The organism is Nitratireductor sp. L15S-10 (assembly GCF_045011005.1).
In the GTDB taxonomy this organism is placed as follows: domain Bacteria; phylum Pseudomonadota; class Alphaproteobacteria; order Rhizobiales; family Rhizobiaceae; genus Nitratireductor.
This window is the reverse complement of the sequence record NZ_CP120674.1, coordinates 589,384-609,646: the sequence shown is the minus strand read 5'-3', so window position 1 is coordinate 609,646 and position 20,263 is coordinate 589,384. Positions and strand designations below refer to the sequence as shown.

The 20,263-nt window shown below is 61.8% G+C and carries 20 protein-coding genes and 1 tRNA gene; 13 read left to right on the top strand and 8 right to left on the bottom strand.

Annotation, left to right across the window (positions count from 1 at the left end):
- Window positions 1-103 precede the first annotated feature (103 nt).
- Window positions 104-193 (bottom strand) — tRNA-Ser (locus tag P2W41_RS02990).
- A gap of 258 nt (window positions 194-451) precedes the next feature.
- On the opposite strand from P2W41_RS02990, the gene P2W41_RS02985 reads away from it, so the two are divergent.
- From P2W41_RS02985 to P2W41_RS02925, 13 genes are all read left to right on the top strand, one after another.
- Entirely contained in the window at window positions 452-1,105 is a 654-nt protein-coding gene (locus tag P2W41_RS02985; protein WP_404934260.1) for a 50S ribosomal protein L21, read from the top strand.
- An 83-nt stretch (window positions 1,106-1,188) separates the two neighbouring features.
- Entirely contained in the window at window positions 1,189-1,458 is a 270-nt protein-coding gene (gene rpmA / locus P2W41_RS02980; RefSeq protein WP_007009231.1) for a 50S ribosomal protein L27, read from the top strand.
- Window positions 1,459-1,580: 122 nt separating this feature from the next.
- Window positions 1,581-2,174: a GNAT family N-acetyltransferase gene (locus tag P2W41_RS02975; RefSeq protein ID WP_292897987.1), complete on the top strand. Its 594-nt coding sequence runs from the start codon at window positions 1,581-1,583 to the stop codon at window positions 2,172-2,174.
- 106 nt (window positions 2,175-2,280) lie between these two features.
- Window positions 2,281-3,318 carry a GTPase ObgE gene (gene obgE, locus P2W41_RS02970; RefSeq protein ID WP_404934259.1) on the top strand — a complete coding sequence of 346 codons (1,038 nt, stop codon included), beginning with the start codon at window positions 2,281-2,283 and terminating at the stop codon, window positions 3,316-3,318.
- Window positions 3,319-3,328: 10 nt separating this feature from the next.
- Window positions 3,329-4,483, top strand: coding sequence for a glutamate 5-kinase (gene proB, locus P2W41_RS02965; RefSeq protein ID WP_404934258.1), 1,155 nt, complete (start codon window positions 3,329-3,331; stop codon window positions 4,481-4,483).
- Entirely contained in the window at window positions 4,484-5,770 is a 1,287-nt protein-coding gene (locus P2W41_RS02960; protein WP_404934257.1) for a glutamate-5-semialdehyde dehydrogenase, read from the top strand.
- Window positions 5,771-5,784: 14 nt separating this feature from the next.
- Entirely contained in the window at window positions 5,785-6,426 is a 642-nt protein-coding gene (locus P2W41_RS02955) for a nicotinate-nucleotide adenylyltransferase (protein ID WP_292897995.1), read from the top strand.
- Window positions 6,427-6,585: 159 nt separating this feature from the next.
- Complete coding sequence (gene rsfS / locus P2W41_RS02950) at window positions 6,586-6,960, top strand: ribosome silencing factor (RefSeq protein WP_025030539.1); 375 nt, start codon at window positions 6,586-6,588, stop codon at window positions 6,958-6,960.
- A gap of 60 nt (window positions 6,961-7,020) precedes the next feature.
- The gene (gene rlmH, locus P2W41_RS02945; protein WP_292897996.1) at window positions 7,021-7,503 is read left to right on the top strand and encodes a 23S rRNA (pseudouridine(1915)-N(3))-methyltransferase RlmH; all 483 of its coding nucleotides are present in this window, start codon (window positions 7,021-7,023) and stop codon (window positions 7,501-7,503) included.
- A gap of 157 nt (window positions 7,504-7,660) precedes the next feature.
- Window positions 7,661-8,968 (top strand): murein hydrolase activator EnvC family protein, encoded by a 1,308-nt coding sequence (locus tag P2W41_RS02940; RefSeq protein ID WP_404934256.1) that lies wholly within the window; start codon window positions 7,661-7,663, stop codon window positions 8,966-8,968.
- On the top strand, window positions 8,958-10,283 hold the full coding sequence (locus P2W41_RS02935; protein ID WP_292897999.1) for a S41 family peptidase: 1,326 nt from the start codon (window positions 8,958-8,960) through the stop codon (window positions 10,281-10,283). Before P2W41_RS02940 ends, P2W41_RS02935 begins: the two co-directional genes overlap by 11 nt.
- Before the next feature lie 150 nt (window positions 10,284-10,433).
- Complete coding sequence (locus P2W41_RS02930) at window positions 10,434-11,624, top strand: divergent polysaccharide deacetylase family protein (RefSeq protein ID WP_404934255.1); 1,191 nt, start codon at window positions 10,434-10,436, stop codon at window positions 11,622-11,624.
- 17 nt (window positions 11,625-11,641) lie between these two features.
- Window positions 11,642-12,163 (top strand): RNA pyrophosphohydrolase, encoded by a 522-nt coding sequence (locus tag P2W41_RS02925; RefSeq protein WP_404934254.1) that lies wholly within the window; start codon window positions 11,642-11,644, stop codon window positions 12,161-12,163.
- Window positions 12,164-12,263: 100 nt separating this feature from the next.
- On the opposite strand, the gene P2W41_RS02920 is transcribed toward P2W41_RS02925, so the two are convergent.
- From P2W41_RS02920 to P2W41_RS02890, 7 genes are all read right to left on the bottom strand, one after another.
- Window positions 12,264-12,668, bottom strand: coding sequence for a F0F1 ATP synthase subunit epsilon (locus P2W41_RS02920; protein ID WP_292898002.1), 405 nt, complete (start codon window positions 12,666-12,668; stop codon window positions 12,264-12,266).
- Window positions 12,669-12,767: 99 nt separating this feature from the next.
- Window positions 12,768-14,303 carry a F0F1 ATP synthase subunit beta gene (atpD, locus tag P2W41_RS02915; RefSeq protein ID WP_292898003.1) on the bottom strand — a complete coding sequence of 512 codons (1,536 nt, stop codon included), beginning with the start codon at window positions 14,301-14,303 and terminating at the stop codon, window positions 12,768-12,770.
- A gap of 23 nt (window positions 14,304-14,326) precedes the next feature.
- The gene (locus P2W41_RS02910; protein ID WP_292898005.1) at window positions 14,327-15,202 is read right to left on the bottom strand and encodes a F0F1 ATP synthase subunit gamma; all 876 of its coding nucleotides are present in this window, start codon (window positions 15,200-15,202) and stop codon (window positions 14,327-14,329) included.
- 12 nt (window positions 15,203-15,214) lie between these two features.
- Window positions 15,215-16,744 (bottom strand): F0F1 ATP synthase subunit alpha, encoded by a 1,530-nt coding sequence (gene atpA / locus P2W41_RS02905; protein WP_007009216.1) that lies wholly within the window; start codon window positions 16,742-16,744, stop codon window positions 15,215-15,217.
- Window positions 16,744-17,286: a F0F1 ATP synthase subunit delta gene (locus tag P2W41_RS02900; RefSeq protein ID WP_404934911.1), complete on the bottom strand. Its 543-nt coding sequence runs from the start codon at window positions 17,284-17,286 to the stop codon at window positions 16,744-16,746. Before P2W41_RS02900 ends, atpA begins: the two co-directional genes overlap by 1 nt.
- Before the next feature lie 244 nt (window positions 17,287-17,530).
- Complete coding sequence (locus P2W41_RS02895; protein ID WP_404934253.1) at window positions 17,531-17,926, bottom strand: DUF4345 domain-containing protein; 396 nt, start codon at window positions 17,924-17,926, stop codon at window positions 17,531-17,533.
- A gap of 103 nt (window positions 17,927-18,029) precedes the next feature.
- Window positions 18,030-20,216, bottom strand: coding sequence for a primosomal protein N' (locus tag P2W41_RS02890; protein WP_404934252.1), 2,187 nt, complete (start codon window positions 20,214-20,216; stop codon window positions 18,030-18,032).
- Window positions 20,217-20,263: the final 47 nt, after the last annotated feature.

Genomic DNA, 20,263 nt, shown 5'->3' with positions numbered 1-20,263 from the left:
GCATTGCAGATGATAAAATGGGGGAGCAGTGTGGGGGAGCAACCTTCGGCGGAGAGCTACTAAGCTGTTGCTTTATATGGCTTCTGGGGGAGCAAAATAGCTATGGCGGAGAGGGAGGGATTCGAACCCCCGATACCCTTGCGAGTATGCCGCATTTCGAGTGCGGTGCTTTCAACCACTCAGCCACCTCTCCGCGAGATGCTGGTCTGCTGTTGCCAGCGCGGCGCACTAGATAACCGGTGATCGGTTTCGATACAAGGGCCAATCGAAGCCAATATGCCGCATTTTTCACGCCTCTGCTTGACCTTCCAGACCTCTTCCGTTATGGACACGCGACCTGCGGCGCGGGAAAACCCCTGCGCCGTTTGTTGTTTAACCATCCAGACTGGCAAAAAGACGGCAGGCCGCATCTTGCGGACCCAAGCCGGACCGGACACTGAAAGGCAAAAAGATGTTCGCAGTCATCAAGACCGGCGGTAAACAGTACCGCGTTTCCGCAAACGACCTGCTTCAGGTCGAGCGCGTCACCGGCGAGCCCGGTGAGATCATTCAGTTTGCAGATGTTCTTGCCGTTGGCGAAGGCGAGGACGTGACCATTGGCGCACCGCTCGTCGATGGCGCCAGCGTGGCCGCCGAGGTGGTCGAGCAGGGCCGCGGCAAGAAGGTCATCGCCTTCAAGAAGCGTCGCCGCCAGAATTCGCGCCGCAAGCGCGGCCATCGTCAGCTTCTGACCACCGTGCGGATTTCCGAGATCCTGACCGGCGGCGCGAAGCCTTCGAAGAAGGCCGCTACGAAGCCGGCTGCCAAGGCCGAGGAAAAGCCAGCGAAGAAGGAAGCCGCTCCCAAGAAGGCAGAGGCAAAGACGGAAGCGCCCGCAGCGGCCGCTCCGCTCTTTACCGCTCCGTCTGGCGAGCCCGACGACCTGACCAAGATCAAGGGCATCGGCCCGGTTGCCGCCGGCCAGCTCGCCGAGCAGGGCATCACCACCTACGCTCAGGTGGCCGCTCTCACCGATGAGGACGTGGTGCGTATCGATGAGGCCATGCCGTTCAGCGCCGACCAGATCAAGGACTGGCGCGAGCAGGCCAAGGAACTGGCGAAATAATCATTCGCCAAAGGGTTGAAATTCGGCGCCTCTCGGCGCATTAGGAATGCAGGCGCTCTCGACGGGCGCAAAGGAGCAAGATTATGGCACACAAAAAAGCTGGTGGTTCGTCGCGCAACGGTCGCGATTCCGAGTCCAAACGCCTTGGTGTGAAGAAGTTCGGCGGCGAGAAGGTTCTCGCTGGCAACATCATTATCCGTCAACGTGGCACGAAATGGCATCCCGGCGTCAATGTCGGCATGGGCAAGGATCATACGATTTTTGCGAAAGAGGCAGGTGCTGTCTCCTTCGCCAAAAAAGCCAATGGTCGAACCTACGTGTCCGTAAACCCGATTACGGAGGCAGCGGAGTAGCCGGTCCGCTTCACCAACACCGGCGACCCATCTCGGGGACCGGTGTCTGGACAGTCCGGAAATAGGTTCGAAAGGGGAGATGGGTCGCCATCTCCCCTTTCTTTTTGTCCGGAGGAAAAGCAATGGTTGCCGAAAGTGAAGACATCGAGAGTGAAAGTCCCAGAGTCGAGATAGATTGCCCGGTTCTCGTTACCGAGCGCCTCGTTCTGCGCATCCCGCGCGACGATGATGTGACCGAACTGGTGGAGCTTGCCAACAACCGGCGCCTGGCCGAAATGCTCGGCCGCCTGCCCAATCCCTATCGCGTGAACGACGCGCACAGTTTTCTGAGCCGCATTCGTGCCGGAGAGATCAACGGCTGCACCTATGCGATCACGCTTTCTGAAACCGGTGCTTTCATCGGCTGTGCCGGTCTGGAAAACCGCGCGAATGGCCTCGAGATGGGCTATTGGATTGGCGAGCCCTATTGGGGCCGCGGATACGCGACAGAAGCGGCACATGCGCTCGTCGATCTGGCTTTCCGCGCCACGGATATCGACCGGCTGAATGTGTCCTGCCGCGTCACCAATACCGCCTCGCGGCGCGTGATCCACAAATGCGGCTTTCAGTATGCCGGTCAGGGCATGATGGATTCGGTAGTCGCCGGCAGGGTGGCCGTCGAGCGCTATCAGCTCGACCGCAGCACCTGGGTTAGCCTCAGAAGCTGGGGCGCGTGAATTGAAGAGCGAGAGCAGGAACGGCTGACATTCTGTCTGCTCTCGCACTTCGGCTCATGATGCTGTAGACGGTTCTGCGCAACGATATGGAAAGACGGTCAAACTCATGAAGTTCCTCGATCAGGCCAAGGTCTATATCCGCTCCGGCGATGGCGGCGCAGGCGCCGTTTCGTTCCGGCGCGAGAAATATATCGAGTTTGGTGGACCTGACGGCGGCGATGGCGGCCGCGGCGGCGATGTCTGGATCGAGGCGGTCCAGGGTTTGAATACACTGATCGATTACCGCTACCAGCAGCACTTCAAGGCCAAGACCGGCGTGCACGGCATGGGCCGGAACCGCACCGGCGCCAAGGGCGAGGACGCGATCCTCAAAGTGCCGGTAGGCACGCAGATCTACGAAGAAGACAACGAGACGCTCATTTGCGACCTGACCGAAATTGGCCAGCGCTTTAAGCTGGCCAGCGGCGGCAATGGCGGTTTCGGCAACCAGCATTTCAAATCCTCCACCAATCAGGCGCCGCGCCGTGCCAATCCCGGCCTGCCGGGCGAAGAGGCATGGATCTGGCTGCGCCTGAAGCTCATTGCCGATGCCGGTCTGGTAGGCCTGCCCAATGCGGGCAAATCCACCTTTCTGGCCACGGTCACGGCGGCCAGGCCGAAGATTGCCGACTATCCTTTCACCACGCTGCACCCCAATCTGGGTGTGGTGCGCATCGACGCGCGCGAATTCGTTATGGCCGATATCCCGGGCCTCATCGAGGGCGCCCATGCGGGCGTTGGCATTGGCGACCGTTTTCTTGGCCATGTGGAACGCACGCGCGTTCTGCTCCACCTCGTCTCAGCGCGCGAGGAAGACCCCGCCGCCGTCTACGCCACCATTCGCGGTGAGCTTGCCGCCTATGGCCACGGCCTCACCGACAAGGCAGAGATCGTCGCACTCAGCCAGGTGGACCTTCTCGACGACGAAGCGCGGGCCGAAAAACAGGCGGCTCTTGCGGAGGCCTGCGGAAAGAAACCGCTCCTCCTCTCTTCCGCCACCGGCGAAGGTGTGCAGGACGTGCTGCGTGCGCTGATGAAGATCATTCAGGATGCGCGCACCGAAGAAGAAGACGCAGATGCGGCTGACGACCGCTGGCAGAAATAGGCAGCCCCGCATGTCCCGCCCCGCGCTCAGCAGTCACCGCCGCATCACCGTCAAGATCGGCTCCGCCCTTCTGGTGGACCGCAAGAAGGGTTTGAAGCGCGAATGGCTTTCCGCGCTGGTCGATGACATTGCGGCACTCAATGCCGATGGCGTTGAGGTTCTGGTGGTCTCGTCCGGCGCCATCGCGCTTGGCCGCACGATCCTAGGAATTGAACGGCGCACGCTCAAACTTGAGGAAAGCCAGGCCGCCGCCTCCGTCGGTCAGATCGCGCTCGCCGGCGCGTGGGACGAGGAGCTGCGCAAGCGCGGGCTCAAATCCGGACAGATCCTCGTCACGCTCGGTGATACGGAAGAGCGCCGCCGCTATCTCAATGTACGCGCCACCGTCTCCACGCTTCTCAAGATGGGTGTCGTCCCCGTCATCAATGAGAATGACACGGTCGCCACCAGCGAAATCCGCTATGGCGACAATGATCGCCTCGCCGCCCGCATCGCCACCATGCTGGGGGCTGATCTTCTGGTTCTGCTTTCGGATGTGGACGGTCTCTACACGGCCCCGCCGGCAAGCGACCCCGATGCGCGCTTTATCCCGGTGGTGGACGCCATCACCCCGGAGATCGAGGCCATGGCCGGCGCTGCAGCGTCGGAATTGTCGCGCGGCGGCATGCGCACAAAACTCGATGCAGGTCGTATCGCGACAGCGGCAGGCACAGCCATGGTGATCGCCTCGGGCACGCGCCTAAACCCGCTTGCGGCAATCGACAATGGCGCCCGCTCCACTCTCTTCAGGGCAAGCGAAACGCCCGTCCGCGCCTACAAGACATGGATTGCCGGCCAGTTGGATCCGGCAGGCACGATCACGGTCGATGCCGGCGCGGTTCTGGCACTTGCCGCCGGAAACTCGCTCCTGCCCATCGGCGTCACCCAGGTTTCCGGCAGTTTCGCACGCGGCGACACGGTGGCCATTCACGGGCCCGACGGGCGCGAGGTGGCGCGCGGGCTGGTTGCCTACGACGCCGCCGATGCCGTAAGAATCGCCGGTCTGAAAAGCGGCGAGATTGCCGAAGTGCTCGGATATGAAGCGCGCGCTGCCATGGTGCACCGCGACGATCTGGTGACGGCGCCCCATGCGCGGCACCAGCTGAAGGAAAAGGCGGAGGGTTGAATGCTGATGGAAAACAGGCAGGGCAGTGCGGACATTGCCGCGCTGATGAACGATCTCGGTGCGCGCGCCCGCGCTGCCGCAGGCCCGTTGTCCATCGCCACACCGCAGATCAAGAACGCCGCGCTGGAAGCCATGGCCGATGCGCTCACGCGCAATGAAGCGGCGATCCTTGAAGCCAATCGCGAAGACATGGCGCACGGTGAAGAGGCCGGCCTGTCGCCTGCCCTCCTCGACCGGCTGAAGCTCGATTCGGCACGCATCGCCGGCATGGCCGAAGGCATCCGCGCCATCGCCGCGCTGAAAGACCCGGTCGGCGATGTGATCGCCGCATGGGATCGCCCCAACGGTCTTCAGATCGAGCGCGTGCGCACGCCGCTCGGCGTCATCGGCGTGATTTATGAAAGCCGCCCCAACGTGACCGCCGATGCCGGCGCGCTGTGCCTCAAGGCCGGCAATGCGGTGATCCTGCGGGGCGGGTCCGATTCCACCCGTTCGTCCGCCGCCATCCATGCCTGCCTTGTCGAAGGACTTGAGAAAGCAGGCTTGCCCGCCGACGCCATCCAGCGTGTGCCGGTCACCGACCGCGCCGCCGTTGGCGAGATGCTGAAAGGCCTTGGCGGCAATGTCGACGTGATCGTGCCGCGCGGCGGGCGCAGTCTCGTCGAACGCGTGCAGAGCGACGCGCGCGTCCCGGTTTTCTCGCACCTGGAAGGCATCTGCCATCTCTATCTCGACCGCTCGGCCGACACCGACATGGCGGTCTCCATCGCCGTCAATGCCAAGATGCGGCGCACCGGCATCTGTGGCGCCGCCGAAACCCTGCTCGTGGATCGGGAAGCAGCCGACCGGCTTCTGCTTCCGGTTCTCTCTGCCCTGAAAGAAGCCGGCTGCGCCATTCGCGGCGATGAAGAGGTCTGCGCCCGCTTCGCATCGGCAACACTCGCGACCGAGGAAGACTGGGCTACGGAATATCTCGACGCGATCATCTCGGTGAAGCTGGTCGACGGCGTTAATGAGGCGATCCGCCATATCGGCACATGGTCCTCGCACCACACCGAGGCAATCGTCGCGGAGGATGCGGCAGTCGTCGAGCGCTTCTTCAACGAGATCGATTCGGCCATTCTCCTCCACAATGCCTCCACCCAGTTTGCCGACGGCGGCGAATTCGGGATGGGTGCAGAGATCGGCATTGCCACCGGTAAGATGCACGCGCGCGGTCCGGTCGGTGTTGAACAGCTCACCTCGTTCAAATATCGCGTTCGCGGCTCCGGCCAGACACGACCGTGAGCCCGGATCGTTTGATGCCTTCTCCTGCTTCGCCCACGTCCCTCCCGGCGCGCTATCTGCGCATGCCGCATGTGGAGCCGGGCATGGCGGTGGGGCTCTTCGGCGGATCGTTCAATCCTCCCCATGCCGGTCATGCGCTGGTCGCAGAAATCGCCATGCGAAGGCTGAGGCTCGATCAGCTCTGGTGGATCGTCACGCCGGGAAACCCACTGAAAAGCCATCGCGAGCTCGCGCCGCTTTCCGAACGGGTGGCGCTTTCGGAGAAATGCACAAGCGATCCACGCGTGAAGGTGACTGCCTTTGAGGCCGGCCACCGCATCCGCTATACGGCGGACACGATAGATCTTGTTCAAACGCGCAATCGCGGTGTCGATTTTGTCTGGATCATGGGCGCCGACAGCCTGCGCGACTTTCACCGCTGGGAACGCTGGCGCGACATCGTGCGCTCCATGCCCATTGCGGTGATCGACCGTCCCGGGGCGACGCTCGCCTTCCTATCGTCCACCATGGCGAAGACTTTCGACCATGCCCGGCTCGACGAAGACGACGCGCCAATCCTGGCGCGCAGCAGGCCGCCAGCCTGGACATTCATCCACGGCCCACGCTCCTCGCTATCCTCGACCGCCATCAGAAATGCGGCGAAAGAGGCCCGGTGATCGCTAAACTCCGTTCAAACATGTGAACGGCCATGTCTTGAAACTGTTAACAGACTCTGCCTATCTATTGGGTATCGTCGGCATTGTGGCCGATGGTGAGCTTGTTCTTATTGGAAAGGAAAGACACTGAGAACAGCAATGACGAAGAAGGCTGACATGATGCCTTCGCCGGCCGAGGCCAGTCGCAATCTGGTTTCCCAGGCCGTTGAAACAGCCCTCACGAGTCTGGAAGACTCCAAGGCGGAAAACATCATCTCTATCGATATCCAGGGCAAATCCCCGCTCGCCGATCACATGATCATCGCGTCGGGGCGTTCGCATCGCCATGTGGCGGCAGTGGCGGATCATCTGATCCGCGCGCTCAAAGAGGCTGGTCTTGGCAACGCCAAGGTCGAAGGTCTGAGCGGCGCCGACTGGGTGTTGATCGATACGGGCGACATCGTCGTTCACGTCTTCCGCCCTGAAGTTCGGGAGTTTTACAACATCGAGAAGATGTGGCAGGCCCCCGATCTGGAGGATGAAACGGTTCACTGACCGTCGTCTGCGACGACGGCGACTATGAGCCACCTCCGCCCACCGGGCAGAGAGGCTGGAATGTATATTGCCATTTGTGCCGTGGGCCGGATGAAGACCGGCCCCGAGAGGGATTTGACGGACCGTTATCTGGAGCGGTTCGCCAAAAGCGGCCCTGCTGTGGGCCTGGAATTCTCCGGTGTCAGTGAGATTGTCGAGAGCCGCGCCAGGTCCGCTGACGAACGGCGTCGCGAAGAAAGCCGCAAGATCGCACAAATGCGCCCCGAGGGGTCAGCACTCTTTCTGCTCGACGAGCGTGGGAAGAATCTCACATCAAGGCAGTTGAGCGAAACGATCGCGGATTTGCGCGATCAGGGCCGCCGCAGTCTCACGATAGTCATCGGGGGGCCGGACGGGCACGACAGTGAACTGCGTGAGGCAGCCGACCGCACCATAGCCTTCGGCGCACAGACATGGCCGCACCAGATCGTTCGCCTGATGCTGGCTGAACAACTTTACCGCACGTCGACCATCCTTTCTGGCCATCCCTATCACCGTGACTGACCGACTTGTGGCGCTGTTTTCACAAACGCGCATTGACGCCCGGCAAAATACAACCAAAAATTGCATCCGGTTACCACATGGTTGATGTTTCCTTAAGGAAACTTGGCCTATTCTGTCTTTGAACGACCTCCACTTCGCGTAAAACGGCAGACCAGGGATGAAGAATGCGCTCGCGCCGCGCCCATATCTCACCCGTCTCAGGACGGCCGCTGCTGCTGTGGCGATCTTCTGCATTCTGACTGCCCCCGCTCCCGCGCAGGATGGCATTCAGGTTCTCGAGACCCAGCACAACAAGAGCCAGGTCGAATTTCAGGACATCAACCGCGAGATTGCACTGACGGAAAAGCGGCTCGCCGAGATCGCGGCCGAGATCGATGCCATCAGGAACGACAATGCCGCAATCACGGCGGCTCTCATCCAGGCAGCAAAAACGGAACGCAAGCTGAGCGAGGATATCGATACGATTTCGCTGCGGCTGAGTAAGCTTCGTCACGAAGAGAGCTACCTCCGCGAATCGCTCCAGTCACGCCGCGGCGTTCTGGCCGAGGTGCTCGGCGCGCTTCAACGCATGGGCCTCAACCCGCCGCCGGCCATTCTCGTGCGCCCCGAAGACGCCTTGGCTTCAGTCCGCAGTGCCATTCTTCTCGGCGCGGTGGTGCCGGAGCTGCGCGCGGAAACGGAAATCCTGATCGGCGATCTGCGCGATCTTTCCCGGATCGTGACGTCGATTGAGGGCGAGCGCGACAAACTTCAAAAAACCGTGACCGAACAGGCCGAAGAAAAGAAGCGGCTGGCCCTGCTGCTGGACGAGAAGAAGCGTCTCCAGCAGGAGGCCGAAAACCGCATGGCAACAGAGCAGCAGCAGGCAGAGGCGCTGGCCGCACGCGCCACCAGCCTTCAGGAGCTGATCGGGTCGCTGGAGAACGAAATCGCCTCGCTCCGCAAGGCTGAAGCCGAGCGCGCAAGGCGGCTCAATGAGCCGACTTCGCCCGAGAACCGTCTTGGTGCCGGCGCCTCCTTCGCCAGGCGGACAGGCGGGGTGGCCTTGCCCGTTGCCGGTCAGTTCGTGGCCAGGTTCGGTGAAGACGACGACACTGGCGCGCCGCTGCAGGGCGACATTCTAAGAACACAATCCGGCGCAATCGTTACGGCACCCGCGGGGGCGACGGTACTGTACGCAGGACCGTTTCGTTCCTATGGTCAGCTATTGATACTCAATGCCGGCGACGGTTATCATATCGTGCTTGCCGGCTTGGATAAGGTAAGCGTGACGCTGGGGCAATCCGTTTTGGCGGGCGAACCAATCGGCATGATGGGGGAAGCTCGTCTGGCAAGCATCGCAGGCCCGGGGACTGAAGACCTTACCCCCGAGCTGTATGTCGAGTTCAGGAAGAACGGAAAACCGATCGATCCTAAACCCTGGTGGGCTCCGGGACACTCTGGAAGGACAGGAAATGAAACGTAACTTGTCGCTATTGTTTGCCGGCGCCCTCATGGGCGCATCCGCGGTTTCGCTTTTTCACGGTACGAGCGGTTTCTCGGCAAACGCCGCTGGTTCGGAAACCTACCGGCAGCTTGCGATCTTCGGCGACATCTTCGAGCGCGTGCGCGCCCAGTATGTGACCCCGCCGGACGACAAGAAGCTGGTGGAGAGCGCCATTAACGGCATGCTCACCTCGCTCGATCCACACTCTTCCTATCTCGATGCGGAAGCTGCCAAGGACATGCGGGTCCAGACAAAGGGCGAGTTCGGTGGCCTGGGCATCGAAGTGACCATGGACAATGAGCTCGTGAAGGTTGTCTCCCCCATCGACGACACACCCGCCTCGCGCGCTGGCGTCCTGGCCGGCGACCTGATCTCCGCCATCGACGGCGAGGAGGTGCGCGGCATGTCGCTCAATGACGCGGTGGACAAGATGCGAGGCCCGGTCAACACACCGATCGAACTCACCATCCTGCGCGAAGGTGCAGACAAACCGATCGAGCTGACCATTGTGCGCGATATCATCAAGGTGAAAGCCGTCAAGTTCCGCGTGGAGGAGGATGTCGGCTATCTGAAGATCACGTCCTTCACCGAAAAGACCTTCGATGACCTGATGAGCGCCATTGATACGATCAGCAAAGAGGTGCCTGACGACAAATTGAAGGGCTATGTACTCGATCTGCGTCTCAATCCGGGTGGTCTGCTCGATCAGGCGGTGAGCGTCTCCGATGCTTTCCTCGACCGTGGCGAGATCGTTTCGACACGCGGTCGTGACGCCAACGATATCGCCCGTTTCGATTCGCGGCCCGGCGATGTGCTCAATGGCAAGCCGGTGATTGTGTTGATCAACGGCGGTTCTGCGAGCGCCTCCGAGATTGTCGCAGGCGCGCTACAGGATCATCGCCGCGCGACGGTGCTCGGCACCCAATCCTTCGGCAAGGGTTCGGTGCAGACCATTATTCCGCTCGGCGAGAACGGCGCCCTGCGCCTCACCACCGCGCTCTACTACACGCCATCAGGAGAATCGATCCAGGGCAAAGGCATCACGCCCGACATCAAGGTCGACCAGCCGCTACCCGAAGAGTTACAGGGTCGCGATCTGCGCCGGGGCGAGTCGGATCTGCGTGGGCACATCAAGGGTGAGGAAGAAAGCGAGGAGGGCTCCGGCTCGATCGCCTATGTACCGCCGGATGCCAAGGACGACGTCCAGCTTAACGCAGCGCTTGAACTGCTCCGTGGCGAAAAAACTGACCCCGCCTTTCCGCCAAATCCTGACAAAGCCGTCATGAATCAGTAAGTATCGATCGACCATCGCCGGTTTCAGCGAATCGGCGATGGCGCCCCGGCAACACGGTTTGTCGGAAATCTGAATACGGGAGCGGCAATCCTTCCATCAGGGAGATGACCGGTCTGGATTTTTGGCCCTCGGCCATCGTCACGGGTGGGTATGATTTCGGGGAACAGAGACATAGACCGGCCGCTCGGCCGCGATGACCGGCCGAAAAAGCCAAAACGCAGTGGCATTTTCACCACCGAACGCATAGCGCTGAGCCTTGCCGCAATCGCCATTTTTGGTGTTTCTACTGCCGTGGCGCTGCGCGACCGTCCTTTTCGTTCACCGGCAGCAATCGCCATTACGGAGCCGGTGGAACAGACCGTCGCCGAAACAACCACGCCTGAACCGGTAGCGGATGTTCCGCAACAGGGCGCTCCCAATGCGTCAATTACCCGGCTCGGCCCCAGAGATCCCGCCGAGAATGGGGAGCCCGGAAACGGAGTCATTGTCATCCGCGACCCCTCGGCCATGGGACAGCATCCAAGACTTGCCCATCTTCCCGACCGCGCACTTATCGAAGAATCGGAAACGGGGCCCCTGCCCGTGCGCGATGCGGGAGGCCGCCGCCCCTTCGATGTTTATGCCCGGGCGTGGTCGGGCGCGCGCGGAGCCAGAATCGCCATCATTATCGGTGGCCTGGGACTTTCACAGACAACGACCCAGGAGGCGATTGAGGCGCTCCGTCCCGAGATCACCCTCGGATTCGCCCCGGCCGGCAACAGCCTGAGCCGCTGGATGCAGACAGCGCGCAAGGCAGGGCACGAGATCGTCCTGCAGGTGCCGATGGAACCCTTCGGTTATCCCTCGCCGAATCCCGGGCGCAACACGCTGACCGTCGACGCATCGCCATCGGAGAACCTTGCCCGCCTTCGCTGGGCTCTTTCAAGAATCACGAATTACACCGGCATAATGAACTACATGGGTGGCCGCTTCACCGCGGAACCGGAGCCGATGGATGAGATCATGGCCGAGCTTGGCAAACGCGGACTGATGTATATCGACGACGGCACATCCGCGCGCAGCGTCGCCGAAGATCTGGCGCTTCAGGAAGGAGTACCGTTTGCCGCATCGGATGTACTGATTGATCCCACAGGAAATAACCGCCGACCCGACCGTGGTGAAATTCTGAAAAAACTCGATGAGTTGGAACGCATTTCCCGCGCGCGCGGCTTTGCGATTGGAACCGGATCGGCTTTCGATGAAACCATCGACACAGTCGCCGAGTGGGCCGCTGAGGTAACCGCGCGCGGGATAGAACTCGTCCCCATCTCGGCGCTCGCCGCCGACCCCGAGCCCCGATAAGATTGGACAGTCTAGCAATGGCCAGGAACAACATGATTGCGAACGATCTGCCCTATCGCCCTTGCGTGGGCATCATGGTTCTGAATGATCGCGGCTTGGCCTGGGCCGGGCGGCGCATCGTGCAGCCCGACACGGACGAGCTCTCCGGCGCGACACAGCTTTGGCAAATGCCTCAGGGCGGTGTGGACAAGGGCGAAGATGCGCGCGAGGCGGCCTATCGTGAACTATACGAGGAAACAGGCATGAAGTCCGTTTCCTTTCTTGCCGAAACGCCCGACTGGATCACCTATGATCTACCCGAACACCTAATCGGCGTGGCGCTCAAGGGCAAGTATCGCGGCCAGAAGCAGAAATGGTTCGCCTTCCGCTTCGAGGGGCAGGAGTCCGAGATTGCCATCAACCCGCCGCCTGGTGGCCACGCGGCGGAGTTCGACATGTGGGAATGGAAGCCCATGGCAGAACTGCCAAAGCTGATCGTGCCTTTCAAACGCAAAGTCTATGACAGCGTGGTCGACGCCTTCCGTCATCTCGCGCCCTGAAGCTTCTGGCCAGAAGCCGTCCCTTCACCTCCCCTGAACCCGAATTGCTCAAACAAAAAAGCCGGGCGCTGAGCCCGGCTTTTTTTGAGCTATCGGCTGATCAGGCTGGAAGGATAGCTCCTTCCAGCGTTGTCAGCTGATGGAGGAATTCCTCGGCGCGCATACGCGTCTCGTGGTCCCTGGCATCCTCGATATCTTCGCGGGCGTCCTGGATGCGGCGCGCGAGATCCTCGCGATTGATGTCGTCGACATGCACAGCCGATTCAGCCAGCACGGTACAGCTGTCAGGAAGAATATCGGCGAAACCGCCAAACACGACATAGCGTTCCGTCTTGCCATCGGCGGAAACAGTGACCACGCCCGGCTTGATGCTGGTCATGGTCGGCGCATGGGTCGCCATAACGGTCAGTTCGCCCTCGGTGCCGGGAATGACAACCGATTCGACGTCCTGGGAAACCAGGAGCCGCTCGGGCGAGACCAGATCGAATTTGAAGGCTTCTGCCATCTTTCTCTAGCGAATAGTGAATAGCGAATAGCGAATGTACTTCGCCCGATCGCTTCCGCTCTCCCTATTCGCTACTCCCTATTCGCTATTCGCTTCGGATCAGGCTGCTTCCGCTGCCAGCTTCTGGGCTTTCTCGACGGCGTCCTCGATGGTACCGACCATGTAGAATGCCGCCTCCGGCAGGTGATCGTACTCACCGTTGCAGAGGCCCTTGAACGAGCGGATCGTGTCTTCGAGATCCACGAACAGACCCGGCGCGCCGGTGAAGACCTCGGCCACGTGGAAGGGCTGCGACAGGAAGCGCTCGATCTTGCGCGCGCGGGCAACCGTGAGCTTGTCCTCTTCGGAAAGCTCGTCCATGCCGAGAATGGCGATGATGTCCTGCAGCGACTTGTAGCGCTGGAGGATCTCCTGCACCTGACGTGCCACCTGGTAGTGCTCTTCACCGACGATCATCGGGTCAAGCATGCGCGAGGTGGAGTCGAGCGGATCCACGGCCGGGTAGATACCCTTTTCCGAAATGGCACGGTTCAACACGGTCGTTGCGTCCAGGTGGGCGAACGAGGTTGCCGGTGCCGGGTCGGTCAGGTCGTCGGCGGGCACGTAAATGGCCTGCACCGAGGTGATCGAGCCCTTGGTGGTGGTCGTGATGCGTTCCTGCAGGGCGCCCATGTCGGTCGCCAGCGTCGGCTGATAACCCACGGCCGAAGGAATGCGGCCGAGAAGCGCAGACACCTCGGAACCAGCCTGCGTGAAGCGGAAGATGTTGTCGACGAAGAACAGAACGTCCTGGCCCTGGTCGCGGAAGTGCTCGGCAACCGTCAGACCGGTCAGAGCAACACGGGCACGCGCACCGGGCGGCTCGTTCATCTGGCCGAACACGAGGGCGCATTTGGAGCCTTCGGTCGAACCGTTATTCTTGGCCGGGTCCTTGTTCACGCCGGATTCGATCATCTCGTGGTAGAGATCGTTGCCCTCACGGGTACGCTCACCCACGCCGGCGAACACGGAGTAACCGCCATGCGCCTTGGCGACGTTGTTGATCAGTTCCTGAATGAGAACCGTCTTGCCAACGCCGGCGCCACCGAACAGGCCGATCTTGCCGCCCTTGGCGTAAGGAGCGAGCAGGTCCACAACCTTGATGCCCGTGACCAGAATTTCGGCTTCGGTGGACTGGTCCACATAGTCGGGAGCGGGCTGGTGGATAGCGCGGGTGCCGTCGCCCTTGACCGGGCCGGCTTCGTCGATTGCCTCGCCAACCACATTCATGATGCGGCCGAGCGTGGCCTCGCCAACCGGCACGGCAATCGGATTGCCTGCGTCACGCACTTCCATGCCGCGAACGAGGCCCTCGGTGGAGTCCATGGCGATGCAGCGAACGGTGTTTTCGCCCAGATGCTGCGCCACCTCGAGCACGAGGCGGTTGCCCTGGTTTTCCGTCTCCAGCGCGTTCAGGATCGCCGGCAGATGATCCTCGAACTGCACGTCAACAACGGCGCCAATAACCTGACGGATCGTGCCGACTGCGCCGGATGCCTTCTTTGCGGTGCTGCGGGTGGAAGCCGCCTTGCGCGCCGGAGCCGCTTTTTTTGCGGCAGTCGCGGACGCCGTCTTCGGGGTCGCTGCTTTGGCCATGTTCGTTTAACCTCTTCGGTCCGTTAGAGCGCTTCCGCGCCCGAAATGATTTCGATCAGTTCCTTGGTGATCTGCGCCTGGCGCTGACGGTTGTAGGTGATCGACAGCTTGTCGATCATCTCGCCTGCGTTGCGCGTCGCGCTGTCCATGGCGGTCATCTTGGCGCCCATCTCACCGGCTGCGTTCTCGAGAAGCGCCCGGAAGATCTGCACCGAAATGTTGCGCGGGATCAGATCGGCAAGAATGGAAGGTGCATCCGGCTCGTATTCGTAAACCGCATCCGATCCTTCACCGGCCCCATCTGCTGGAACCGCGGCAGGAATGATCTGCAGCGCGGTCGGCACCTGCGACATCACCGACTGGAACTCGGAGTAGAACAGCGTGCAGATGTCGAACTCGCCCTTCTCAAACAGGCCGATCACCTGACGGGCGATCTCATGCGCGTTCTCGAAGCCGATCTTCTTCACCTCGCGCAGGTCCACGCGATCGATGATCAGGTCGCCATGGTCGCGACGCAGAATGTCGTAACCCTTCTTGCCAACGCAGAGCACCTTCACGGTCTTGCCGTCACGCAGAAGCGTACGGATATGCTCGCGTGCCTTCTTTGCGATCTGGCTGTTGAAGCCGCCGCAAAGACCGCGTTCCGCCGTGGCGACGACCAGCAGGTGCGTATCGTCCTTGCCCGTGCCGGCCATCAGCGGCGGCGCGTCGGTGCCCGAAACGGCGCCGGCGATGTTGGCGAGCACGGTTCCCATGCGTTCGGCATAGGGCCGCGCAGCCTCGGCCGCCTCCTGGGCGCGCTTCAGTTTCGCCGCGGCGACCATCTGCATCGCCTTGGTGATTTTCTGCGTCGCCTTGACCGAGGCGATCCGGTTGCGAAGTTCCTTAAGGGAAGCCATGCTCGCTCAGCCTCAGGCGAAGTTCTTGGCGAAAGCGTCGATCTGTGCCTTGAGCTTCTCACGCAGATCGTCGGAAAGCGCCTTTTCCTTGCGGATCGCTTCCAGCACGTCCTTGCCATCCGCACGCATATGCGAAAGCAGGCCCTGCTCGAAACGGGTGACATCGGCAAGCGGCAGCTTGTCGAGGTAGCCATTCACACCGGCGAAGATCACGGCAACCTGCTCTTCCGTCTTCAGCGGCGAGAACTGCGGCTGCTTCAGGAGTTCGGTCAGGCGTGCACCGCGGTTGAGCAGGCGCTGGGTCGAGGCGTCGAGGTCAGAACCGAACTGCGCGAACGCAGCCATTTCACGGTACTGGGCGAGCTCACCCTTAATGGAGCCGGCAACCTGCTTCATCGCCTTGATCTGGGCTGCGGAGCCAACGCGCGACACCGACAGACCGACGTTCACGGCCGGGCGGATACCCTGGAAGAACAGATTGGTCTCGAGGAAGATCTGACCGTCGGTGATCGAGATCACGTTGGTCGGAATGTAGGCCGACACGTCGTTAGCCTGCGTCTCGATGACCGGCAGAGCGGTGAGCGAACCGGCGCCCTGCTCGTCGTTCATCTTCGCCGCGCGCTCGAGCAGGCGGGAGTGCAGGTAGAAGACGTCACCGGGGTAGGCTTCGCGGCCCGGCGGGCGACGCAGCAGGAGCGACATCTGACGGTAGGCGACGGCCTGCTTGGACAGATCGTCATAGGCGATCACGGCATGCTTGCCGTTGTCGCGGAAATATTCGCCCATGGCGCAGCCGGCAAACGGAGCCAGGAACTGCATCGGAGCGGCGTCGGAAGCGGTTGCGGCGACGATGATCGAGTATTCGAGAGCGCCGCGCTCTTCCAGAACCTTCACCAGCTGTGCAACCGTGGAGCGCTTCTGGCCAACGGCGACGTAGACGCAGTAGAGCTTCTGGCTCTCGTCGTCACCGTCGTTGAGCGGCTTCTGGTTGAGGAAGGTATCGAGAACGATGGCGGTCTTGCCGGTCTGGCGGTCGCCAATGATCAGCTCGCGCTGGCCGCGGCCGATCGGGATCAGGGCGTCAACGGACTTCAGACCGGTCGACATCGGCTCGTGAACCGACTTGCGGGGAATGATGCCCGGCGCCTTCACGTCAACGCGGGCGCGCTTCTTCGCCTTGATCGGGCCCTTGCCGTCGATCGGGTTGCCAAGCGCGTCAACAACGCGGCCAAGCAGCTCCGGACCGACCGGAACGTCCACGATGGCACCGGTGCGCTTCACCGTATCGCCTTCTTTAATGTCGCGGTCGCTACCGAAGATAACGACGCCGACATTGTCGACTTCCAGGTTGAGCGCCATGCCACGGATGCCGCCGGGGAACTCCACCATCTCACCGGCCTGGACATTGTCCAGACCATAGACGCGGGCAATGCCGTCGCCCACGGAGAGCACCTGGCCAACTTCTGAAACTTCGGCTTCCTTGCCGAAGTTCTTAATCTGATCCTTCAGAATTGCGGAAATTTCCGCCGCACGGATGTCCATCAGCCGACCTCTTTCAGTGCAAGCTTGAGCGAATTGAGTTTGGTTTTGAGCGATGTGTCGATCTGGCGCGAGCCCATCTTGACCACCAGCCCGCCGAGAATGGAGGGATCAACGGTTACGTTGATTGAAACGTCCTTGCCGGCCACTGCTTTCAGTGCGGCTTTCAGTTCCTTCTCCTGCGTCGCATTGAGCGCATGCGCTACAGTCACATCCGCCGTCGTCTCGCCGCGATCTTCAGCCGCAATCTGGCGGAACGCGCGAATGATCTGCGGAACGGCGAACAGACGCCTGTTCTTCGCAACGACGCGCAGGAAATTGCCGACCAGCCCGGTGATCTTGGCTTTGTCAAGAACGGCGCCGACAGCCTTCAACTGGTCGTCGGCAGAGAACACCGGACTGTTGACCAGGCGCTGCAGATCATCGCTGCCCTCGAGCAGTGTCTCGAAACGGTCGAGATCGGCCTCGACTGTGGAAATCGCCTTGGCTTCCTTCGCCAGTTCGAAAAGCGAACCAGCGTAGCGCCCTGCCATTCCGGAAATCATGGAGCCAGATTGTGCCACGGGATGGTCATCTCTCACGCCTAGAAGGCCAAAAGATTTTCTGCTGGAGCGCCAAGCTCGGGCTAAATCTCTGACCTGATTGAATTTTTCCCCTCGCAAAAAGACATGAAGCATGTCCTTCTGCTGAAAGCCGATTGCCGTCTAGCACAGGCTTCCGAGAGTCGCAACACGCATAGCCGCCGGCAAACCGGCTGCTTTGTCGCAGTTTCGACGCATTTTTGACCCGTCAGGCGACGAATCCCATCACGAAGGCCAGCGGCAACACCGCCAGAACGAGCGACAGGAGCAAAAACAGCCAGCTATAAAGCGCCTTCGCTCCATCCGAGAGCATCGAGATCACACAGCCGAAAACCGATACCGCCCAAGCTGCCCCCAGCGCCAGATAGATGAAGGGCTGCGCCAGCATCATCGCCGCCAGTCCGAAGCCGATATAAAACCCGCCAATGATGGCGCGCGGCACCACCAGCATTTCTGTGCGCTCGGCAGCCGGCTGCAGCCGGAAAAGTTTCAATGCCAGTCTGGGCATGAACATGACGAACAGCCCGATGAAGATCGTCACCGCCGCCGCCGACCATGCCAGCCATTCGCCCTGGGTTACCGGCCATGGAAAGGAGAACTGCATCTGAAACCCCCGTTTGCGGTTTGCGGCCCGAAAGGGCCTATTTCAAGCTTCGGCTCTCTTATCCTGTTTCAACCCCCAGACGGCATAGTGCACCAGCCACACTTCACAGAAAACTCTGCGGATCGATGTCCACCTGAACCCGCACCGAGCCGCGCGGCCTTGGCCCTGCCTTGATCATGTCGCGCAGGAAGCCCTGAATGTCCGAGCGGCGCGTACCGTGAACCAGCAGCCTGAACCGGTGTCGCCCGGCCACCAGCGCCAACGGCGCTTCGGCAGGGCCGAGCACATCCACTTCATCGGCGCGGGGTGCTGCTTGTCGCAGCCCCCGGGCATGGCTTTCGGCCTCCTGCCGCGTGGCCGCGCTCACGATGATCCCGGCAAGCCTGCCAAACGGCGGAAGCCCCGCCCGTTCCCGCTCGGCCATCTCGCGCTCGTAGAATGCCTCCGCATCGCCCGTCACGATCGCCCGCATCACGGGATGCTCAGGCTGATAGGTCTGCAGCAGGCCGAGGCTCTTGCGCCCCGTGCGGCCGGCGCGGCCCGTCACCTGCGCCAGAAGCTGAAAGGTGCGCTCCGCCGCGCGCGGATCGCCATTGGCCAGCCCCAGATCCGCGTCGATCACACCCACCAGCGTCATGCCGGGAAAATTGTGCCCCTTGGCCACAAGCTGGGTGCCAATGATGATGTCGGCTTCCCCTTTGGCGATGGCCTCCAGTTCCAGCCGCAGCCGCTTCACGCCCCCCATCATGTCGGACGAGAGCATGATGGTGCGCGCATCGGGAAAAAGCTGGTCTACCTCCTCGGTGATTCGCTCCACCCCCGGCCCACAGGCCACCAGATGATCGAGCGTGCCGCATTCCGGGCAGGCTTCCGGGCGCGGCTCGTTGTAGCCGCAATGATGGCACACAAGCTGCCGCCGAAAGCGATGTTCCACCAGCCAGCTCGAACAGTCGGGACATTGAAACCGATGCCCGCACACCCGGCACAAGGTCAGCGGCGCATAGCCACGACGGTTGAGAAACAAAAGCGTCTGCTCGCCCCGCGCCAGCGTCTTCTTCATCTCCTCGATCAGAACCGGCGAGAGAAACCCGCCACGCTCTGGCGCCGCCTTACGCATGTCGATGGTGGCGAGTTCCGGCAGAGCCGCATCGGCAAAGCGCGAGGACAGCACGATCCGCTCATAGCGGCCCTGATTGGCGTTGACCCGGCTTTCCAGCGATGGCGTTGCCGACGCAAGCACCACCGGAAAGCCGCCAATGTGCGCACGCACCACGCCCATGTCGCGCGCATTGTAGAAGACACGGTCTTCCTGCTTGTAGGCCGGGTCGTGTTCCTCATCGATCACGATCAGCCCAAGCTCGCGAAAGGGCAGGAACAGCGCCGAGCGCGCTCCCGCCACCACCCGCAATTGCCCCTCCGCCACCTGTCGCCAAACACGCTCGCGTTTCTTCGGCGCAAGGTCGGAGTGCCATTCGGCGGGCTTCGCACCAAACCGGTCGTGAAAGCGTTCCAGAAACGCCTGTGTCAGCGCAATTTCGGGAATCAGGATCAAAACCTGCTTGCCCCGCTCCAGCGCCGCAGCCACCGCCTCGAAATAGACCTCCGTCTTGCCCGAACCCGTCACGCCGTCGATCAGCGTCACGCTGAAGGCATCGGTGCCGGCTTTTTCCCGCAGGCGTTCGGCCGCCTCGGCCTGCCCATCGGTCAGCGTCGCGCGTCCGAATGTCGGATCGGGCAGAGCCACCACCGGGCGCGGCGGGATTGAGACCGTCTCGAACACACCCTGCGAACGCAGTCCTTCGATCACGCTGGCGGAAACGCCCGCCGCATGGGCGAGCCCCGCCTTGGTCCATGCCTGGCCGTCGGCGGCCATCTCCAGCACGCGTTCTCGGGCTGCCGTCAGCCGGTCGGGGCCCATCCCGTCGACAAGCCGCAGCCCCTCGGTCGGCGGTTCAGGATCGAACGCCGCCGGCGCACGCAACAGCATCCGCGCCACCATGCCGGGCGGCGAGAGCGTGTAATTGGCGACCCAGTCGACGAACCGGCGCATCTCTTCGGGGATCGGCGGACAGTCGAAGACCCCGGCAATGGCCCGAAGCTTTTTCGCCGCCACCGCCTCGCCCGGCCCGTCCCAGACAATCCCCGCCACCTCACGCGGCCCCAGCGGCACACGCACGATGGAGCCCGGCTCCACGCGCATGCCATCCGGCACCGCATAGGAGTAGGGCCGCTCGGCCGGCATCGGCACCATGACCGGAACAACGGAGCTCATTGGCGAATCTTTTGTCATCGGGCGTGACCTTGCCCTGTTCTTGCATTAGAGCAAAGACCGAACAT